This window comes from Alloalcanivorax sp. (assembly GCF_964221125.1).
In the GTDB taxonomy this organism is placed as follows: Bacteria; Pseudomonadota; Gammaproteobacteria; order Pseudomonadales; family Alcanivoracaceae; genus Alloalcanivorax; species Alloalcanivorax venustensis.
This window is the reverse complement of the sequence record NZ_CAXPXK010000022.1, coordinates 1-6,656: the sequence shown is the minus strand read 5'-3', so window position 1 is coordinate 6,656 and position 6,656 is coordinate 1. Positions and strand designations below refer to the sequence as shown.

Below are 6,656 nucleotides of genomic sequence, written 5' to 3'. Positions count from 1 at the left end.
GGCAAGGCCATGACGTTCCGCTGTCGACAGAAAAGGCTCGACGTCATCCGCCGCCTCTCGCCAGTTGATGGCGTTCACGGCTTGCGTCAGTGCCGCACCCAACCAGGCCGCGTCGACCACCGTATCCGTCCCCTGCCACGGCCCGGCCTGACGCAGCGCGGCCTGCAGGTGGCTCAAATTCGGCGCCACACCGTGCTTGATATACCAATTGAAGTCGAACCAGTCCCGCCCCTTCAGATAGCCCCGGCAAAGCAGAGCATGGATTTTCAACGCGAAATTACTGGCCAGGTCCTGGCTGCGCACCTCGAAATCCAGAGGAAAATCCAAGTAATGGGATTCGAACCCACTGCCCGCCGGGGGCCGGGTATCGATCTCCAGTTTAACGCGCAGTTTTCTTCCGGAATCGGTTTGCATGAAAGAGAGGTCCAGCTGCCGACCGATGGAGTCGTCTTTAAGCATCGCCTGCCGCACGGCACGGTCCATCTTTCCCCGATCGGAAAGCTCCGCGTGAACACCAAACTCCAGCAGCACCTCTTTCAGCACATCACAATACGGCTGCCACTCGAAGTCTCTATCGGGTTCGATAAGAATAAAATCCAGATCCTCCGAAAAGCGCGGCAACCCATGCAGTATTCGCAGACTGCTGCCACCCTGGAACGCCGCCACCTCATAGAAATTCGCCCGCCATAAGCCATACAGCGCGACTTCCTGAAGAATCTCCTTGAGGGCGTGCTCCTCCTGAAGCGCATCCGTGCACGCGTAGCGCGCCAGGCGCTGACGCAACAGATCAATCATCGGCCAAATCCTTTTGTAGCGCGTCGATCAAACGCTGCATGCGGCGATGCTTATACACCGCCCGCAATGCGTCTATTTCTGAAACGTCCGCCGATTTCCAGGCTTGCTCATCAATTCGCAGCCCCTGAAACAGCGCGGTTTTTCCCGGCCATTCTTCCTTACGCAAGCAGAGTAAATCCAGCAATGCGCGCAACGGCCTGGCAACTAGTGCCGGATGGCCGGACAAGACAGAGCGCTCAACACCGCGCAAAAAACCGCCAGGATTCAACGCCAACGGATAGAAACGGAACTCTCCGACCCCGGCGACAGTAACCAAATCCCGGCGCCGCCCCGGCGTGACCGCCTGAACCAAAGGCGTTGATTCAGGAATCCAACCGTGATGCGACAGCGCGGCCTCGAACGACACATAGGCCCCGGGATGAAGAGACTGAACAATCACGAAAGGGTGCGGCCGGTAGCCCGACACCACCGGGGACAACAAATAGCGACCACGGCGCAACCGCCACAGCTCCTGGGCGTGCAATGCGCGGTTCACCAGGTTGTAGCGCCGTTGATCGGTACCCCGAAGCAAGCGGGCCAGCTGCTTCTCGGTCAGCACCTGCTCCGTCAGTCCTTGATCGATCAGAGTCCGGGTCAATGTCTCCATACAATGTAGGATACTTTCATTTTTTGAAAGTATCCAACACTAATTGCCGGCCAGGTAGTCGGCGATACGCTGGGAGGCCCGGCCGTCGCCGTAGGGGTTGTGGGCGCGGCTCATGGCGTCCCAGGCGGCCTGGTCGGTGAGCAGGCGGTGCGCTTCATCGTGGATGGCGTCGGCGCCGGTGCCCACCAGCTTCACCGTGCCGGCGTCCACCGCGTCCGGGCGCTCGGTGGTGTCGCGCATCACCAGCACCGGCTTGCCCAGCGACGGCGCCTCTTCCTGGATGCCGCCGGAGTCGGTGAGGATCAGCGTCGCGTTGCTCATCAGCCAGACGAACGGCAGGTAGTCCTGGGGCTCGATCAGGTGCACGTTGGGCCGGCCGCTGAGCAGCCGGTTCACCGGCTCCTGCACGTTCGGGTTGAGGTGCACCGGGTAGACGAAATCGGTGCCCGGGTGCGCCTCGGCAAGCCGCGACACCGCCTGGCAGATGCGCTCGAAACCGCCGCCGAAGCTTTCCCGGCGGTGGCCGGTGATCAGCACCATGGGCCGCGCCAGGCCGTAGGGGAAACGCCCCGCCAGTTCATCGCGCAGAGCGGCGTCGCCGTCCAGGCGCGCCTTCACCCACAGCAGCGCGTCGATCACGGTGTTGCCGGTGGTGAGAATGCGGGCCTCGTCCACGCCCTCGGCCAGCAAGGCGTCGCGGGCGCTGGCGGTGGGCGCGAAGTGGGCGGCGGCGAGCACCCCGGTGAGCTTGCGGTTGGCCTCTTCCGGCCAGGGGGAAAGCAGATTGCCGGTGCGCAGCCCCGCTTCCACGTGGCCCACCGGCACCTTCTCGTAGAAGGCGGCCAGCGAGGCCGCCAGCGTGGTGGTGGTGTCGCCGTGCACCAGGATCATGTCCGGCTTCTCGGCGCGGATCACGTCGCGCAGGCCGAGCAGAATGCGGGTGGTGATGTCGTAGAGGTCCTGGCCCGGCGCCATGATGTCCAGATCGTGGTCCGGCGTGATCTCGAACAGCGCCAGCACCTGATCCAGCATCTCGCGGTGCTGGGCGGTCACGCACACCCGGCTGTCGAAGCGGGGGTCGGCGCCCAAAGCTTTCACCACTGGCGCCATTTTGATGGCCTCCGGGCGGGTGCCGAAGACACTGAGAATCCGCTTTCCGCTCACTAAGTCGCCTTTTCGCCAGTCATTTGGGGCCACGCGCCCGAAAGCCGGCTATTTTCTCATTAATCGCGGTGTAATTGTAGGCGCGGAACTCAGGCCGCGACGATGCGGAACCGCGTCGCGTTGGCGATCGGGCGGACTGTATTCTTATCTCGCTTCAAATCCACGATGCCGTAGCGGGACATCGTCTTCAAAGTACGGGACAAATTCCCGGGTTTGCGGCCGGTGGTTTCGGCCAGCGCTGAGATTGATTTCGGCTTCGTCTCGGTAATCACGCGAAGCAAGGCACGGTTATCATCACTCAGGACCTCCGCCAGCGATTTCATGGACGTAAACCAGACCTTGGGCTCACCCGGTTTCGGTTTGTACTCGCCCCGGGCAATAGATAGCATCCGTTCGCGAATCTTCTCCTGGGTCATAATGCCGATCACTATCGTTTTCATCGCTTCTTAACCTCCACCAGGACCCGGTCCACATCAAACCCTCCTTCCTGATCAACGATCGAGCCGTGCAAATCAAGCAAGCCAGCCAGGCCAGGGTCCTTTGACATATAACCATATCACCTGATGATAAATAGTAGCCGTATTCGAGTCCCGAGGGAAGGCTGACTATGACAAGGTCGAGCTCCCCGGTCTGTCGGTCAGAGACGATTGTGGATGTAGGAGATCGGCAAAAGTGTTGACAGAGCTTTCACGGTTGGGGAACACTGCCGGCTACTACGTACGAACATTCGTTCGTAATGCACAAAACAGAATAATAAGGGAGAGCAACCATGCACGTTTTGATCGTGGGCGCCGGCATCGCCGGCCTGACCGCCGCCATCGCGCTTCGCCACAAGGGCATCGACGCGACCATCATTGAACAGGCCCCGCGGCTTTCCGAGATCGGCGCCGGCATCCAGATCGCCAGCAACGGCTCGGTGGTGCTGCGCGAGCTCGGTCTGGAGCAGGCCGTGGCGGCCAAGTCGGTAATCCCGAAGTCGTTCGACATGCGTGATATCCGCAACGGCAAGCTGCTGTACGTGTCGCCGCTGGGCGAGGAAGGCGCGCAGCGCTGGGGCGCGCCGCTGTACAACATCCACCGCGCCGACCTGATCGAGATTCTCGCCGACGCCCTGCCCTCCGAGTCGGTGCGGCTCGGGGTGCACTGCACCGGCTTCACCCAGGACGACAACGGCGTCACCGTGCACGTGGAAGACGGCGACGACCTGCACGGCCATGTGCTGATCGCCGCCGACGGCATCCACTCGGTGATCCGCAAGCAGTTGTTCGGCGAGGACGACGTGCACTTCTCCAACATTCTGATGTGGCGGGCGCTGATTCCCGCCGAGAAGCTGGAAGGCATCGATCTGGATGAGCGCGGCAACTACTGGTTCGGCCCCGGCCGCACTCTGATCACCGACTGGATCCGCCCCAAGAATCTGTACAGCATTCTCGCCTCGGTGCCCTCCGGCGAGGTGCACCGCGAGTCCTGGACCGAGAGCGGCGACATCGAGGAGCTGCGCGCCTCCTTCGCCGACCTGGAGCCGCGCGCCCAGGCGATGATGGATCAGATCGACACCGCCTTCCTCACCGGCATGTTCTACCGCGACCCCCTCGACCGGTGGACCGACCGCCGCGTGACGCTGATGGGCGACGCCGCCCACCCGATGGTGCCGTTCCTGGCCCAGGGCGCCTGCCAGGGCATCGAGGACGCCTGGGTGCTGGCGACCATGCTGGAGCACTACGGCGAAGACAATCTGGAAACCGCGCTGGAAGAGTACGAGCAGCGCCGCCGCCCGCGCACCACCCGGGTTCAGTCCGGCGCCCGCGCCATGGTCAAGCTGGTGCACGAGTCCGAGCCGGAGCGCATCAAGGCGCGCAACGGCCGCTGGAAAGGCATGCAGCACATCGACCCGATGACCGAGGCCACCTGGGCGTTCGTGTGGGATTACAACGTGCTGGAAGAGGTCAAGCGCCCCGCCGGTGAAGTGCAGGGCCTGTCCGCCACCCGCGAAGACAAGAAGATGGAGCGCCCGGAAAGCCAGCGCGCCTTCGATATGTGGAAGTCCGCGTTCACCGCCGAGGACGTGGCGCGCGGCCACGACGGCATGCGTGAAGGCTACGACCGCTTCCTCACCACCCACTTCCCGGCGCCGGACGACCTGTCCGTGGAGAACGCCGAGCTGGGCGGCGTGGAAGCGCTGCGCGTGCGCGCCGCCGGCGCCACCGCCGCCGACAATCGCACCACCGTGCTGCACTTCCACGGCGGCGGCTACATGCTCGGCTCCGCCAAGGGCTCGGTGGAGTACGCCGGCCGGCTGGCCAAGGCGGTGGGCGGCGACTGCGTCACCGTGGACTACCGGCTGGCCCCGGAAAACCCCTACCCGGCGGCGCTCGACGACGCGGTGGACGCCTACCGCGGGTTGGTCAACAGCGGCGTGGCCCCGTCGCGGATTCTGCTCAGCGCAGAAAATCGTCGGCCTGGCCGCCAGCATCACCGACGTACACGCACTGGGTCTGGAAGTCACCCAGGGCATGCTGCTGCTGGAAGGGTTCTACTGGGATCAGGACGACGAAGCGCGCCAGTGGAACAAACGCTTCAAGGACAAGACCGGCAAGATGCCCAACATGCTCAACGCCGCCACCTACTCAGCGGTCACCAACTACCTGAACGCCGCCCAGGAGCTGGGCACCGACGACGCCGACGCGGTGCTGGCCTACCTGCACGAGCAGGAGATCAACGACCTGTTCGCCAAGAACGGCCGCATCCGCCGGGACGGCCAGATGGTCCACGACGTCTATCTCTATGAAGTGAAAAGCCCGAAAGAGTCCGACGGCGAGGGCTACTTCTACATCACCGAGCCTGGACGCCGAGACCCTGATAGAATGGTGCCGCGAAAATATGGCCGCGTATAAAGTGCCGAAAATCGTCGACTTCGTGGACGCCCTGCCCAAGAACGGCAGCGGCAAGATCATGTGGCGGGAAGTACAGGACCTATGAGCGAACCGAAAATACGGCGCACCCGCAACGGCGCGCGTCTGCCGGCCGACCAGACGACACCGCGCTACCTCGGCGAGAACATCGAGAAGGACCTGCGGGAGGTCAGCGAGCGGACCGGCGGCGGCACCATGCAAAGCCGCATCCTGGTGGCCGCCATCGCCCTGTTCGCCGAACGCGGCTACGAAAACCTCAACATGCGCACCCTGGCCGGCTGGGTGGGTCTCAAGGCCCCCACCCTCTACAACTACTACGCCTCCAAGGAGCAGCTGCTGGTCGAAGCCATCGAGTTGGGCATGACCGACTTCTTCAGCTACATCCTGGAAGGCATCGACGAAGTGCCCCGGGAAGAGCGGCTGTTCGAAATCGTGCGCCGGCACGCCGGCTACAAAATGCGCCACCGGCTGATCGCCCGCGCCAACGACCGCCTGATCGATCCCCAATTCGCGCGCATGTTCCTGCCCGAGGACACCTCCCGGCACTTCAGCGGCCGCATGGCCGGCTACCGCCACACCGTCCAGGACCTGGTGCGCGACTACGTCGACGACGACGCCCCGGTGAGCCCCAAGGTGGTCACCCTGGCCCTGCTCAGCCAGTGCGACCGCATGGCCTACTGGTACAACCCCAAGGGCTCAATGACGCCCGAGCAAGCGCTCGAACAGGTCAGTATTCTGATTCGCCGGATGCTGGGCACCGCCGCCTGAAAAGGCGGCTGCTAGGAGGGGCGGAAGACGTCTTCCAGCGTGTCGACTTCATAGGGACGGTCAATCCAGCCTTCCAGTTCGGCGCGGGTGGCGCGCTCCAGCCGGGCATCGATCTCAGCGGGCACGTCACCGAAACGGCGCACCAACTGACGACGCAGGATGGCCCGGGCCTCATTGGTGGAGCCTTGCTCAAGGCCTTGCTGCAGGCCGGTTTGGTGGTGTTGGTCCTTCCATTCCTGGGCGATGTCTCGAATCATCTCTCTACCCTCTTGCAGATCATGCATCTCTGGAATCGTGACGTCCGGCAACCAATGGCGCAAGCGCCTTTGCAGCCACTCCACAAAGCTCTGCCGCAAGCTGATCAGTTCGGG

At 63.4% G+C, this 6,656-nt stretch carries 7 protein-coding genes and 2 pseudogenes; 4 read left to right on the top strand and 5 right to left on the bottom strand.

Annotated features, from left to right (window positions below; genetic code table 11):
• The 4 genes from ACEQZD_RS02815 to ACEQZD_RS02800 all read right to left on the bottom strand — a co-directional run.
• On the bottom strand, nucleotides 1-795 hold a 795-nt coding region (locus ACEQZD_RS02815; protein ID WP_370183826.1), incomplete at its 3' end, for a nucleotidyl transferase AbiEii/AbiGii toxin family protein.
• Nucleotides 788-1,441: a hypothetical protein gene (locus ACEQZD_RS02810; RefSeq protein WP_370233603.1), complete on the bottom strand. Its 654-nt coding sequence runs from the start codon at nucleotides 1,439-1,441 to the stop codon at nucleotides 788-790. The genes ACEQZD_RS02810 and ACEQZD_RS02815, both read right to left, overlap by 8 nt.
• Nucleotides 1,442-1,480: 39 nt before the next feature.
• The gene (gene wecB / locus ACEQZD_RS02805; protein ID WP_335628618.1) at nucleotides 1,481-2,605 is read right to left on the bottom strand and encodes a non-hydrolyzing UDP-N-acetylglucosamine 2-epimerase; all 1,125 of its coding nucleotides are present in this window, start codon (nucleotides 2,603-2,605) and stop codon (nucleotides 1,481-1,483) included.
• An 89-nt stretch (nucleotides 2,606-2,694) separates the two neighbouring features.
• Nucleotides 2,695-3,045, bottom strand: a complete 351-nt coding sequence (locus tag ACEQZD_RS02800; protein WP_067605388.1) for a transcriptional regulator — start codon at nucleotides 3,043-3,045, stop codon at nucleotides 2,695-2,697.
• A 329-nt stretch (nucleotides 3,046-3,374) separates the two neighbouring features.
• Here ACEQZD_RS02800 and ACEQZD_RS02795 point away from each other — a divergent pair.
• The 4 genes and pseudogenes from ACEQZD_RS02795 to ACEQZD_RS02780 all read left to right on the top strand — a co-directional run.
• Nucleotides 3,375-5,033, top strand: a pseudogene (locus ACEQZD_RS02795) (FAD-dependent monooxygenase); the annotation flags it as partial.
• A 22-nt stretch (nucleotides 5,034-5,055) separates the two neighbouring features.
• A complete protein-coding gene (locus tag ACEQZD_RS02790; RefSeq protein WP_370183828.1) occupies nucleotides 5,056-5,499 on the top strand; it encodes an ABC transporter substrate-binding protein in 444 nt (147 codons plus the stop codon).
• Nucleotides 5,447-5,584 carry a hypothetical protein gene (locus tag ACEQZD_RS02785; protein ID WP_335628790.1) on the top strand — a complete coding sequence of 46 codons (138 nt, stop codon included), beginning with the start codon at nucleotides 5,447-5,449 and terminating at the stop codon, nucleotides 5,582-5,584. Before ACEQZD_RS02790 ends, ACEQZD_RS02785 begins: the two co-directional genes overlap by 53 nt.
• Complete coding sequence (locus ACEQZD_RS02780; RefSeq protein WP_370183825.1) at nucleotides 5,581-6,285, top strand: TetR/AcrR family transcriptional regulator; 705 nt, start codon at nucleotides 5,581-5,583, stop codon at nucleotides 6,283-6,285. The genes ACEQZD_RS02785 and ACEQZD_RS02780 overlap by 4 nt, the downstream gene beginning before the upstream one ends.
• Nucleotides 6,286-6,296: 11 nt before the next feature.
• On the opposite strand, the pseudogene ACEQZD_RS02775 reads toward ACEQZD_RS02780, so the two are convergent.
• Nucleotides 6,297-6,656: pseudogene (locus ACEQZD_RS02775) on the bottom strand (transposase); the annotation flags it as partial.

Bases quoted from the DNA above. Each gene is read 5' to 3' on its own strand.
- ACEQZD_RS02810 (WP_370233603.1), bottom strand. From the start codon at position 1,441: ATGGAGACATTGACCCGGACTCTGATCGATCAAGGACTGACGGAGCAG.
- ACEQZD_RS02800 (WP_067605388.1), bottom strand. From the start codon at position 3,045: ATGAAAACGATAGTGATCGGCATTATGACCCAGGAGAAGATTCGCGAA.
- ACEQZD_RS02780 (WP_370183825.1), top strand. From the start codon at position 5,581: ATGAGCGAACCGAAAATACGGCGCACCCGCAACGGCGCGCGTCTGCCG.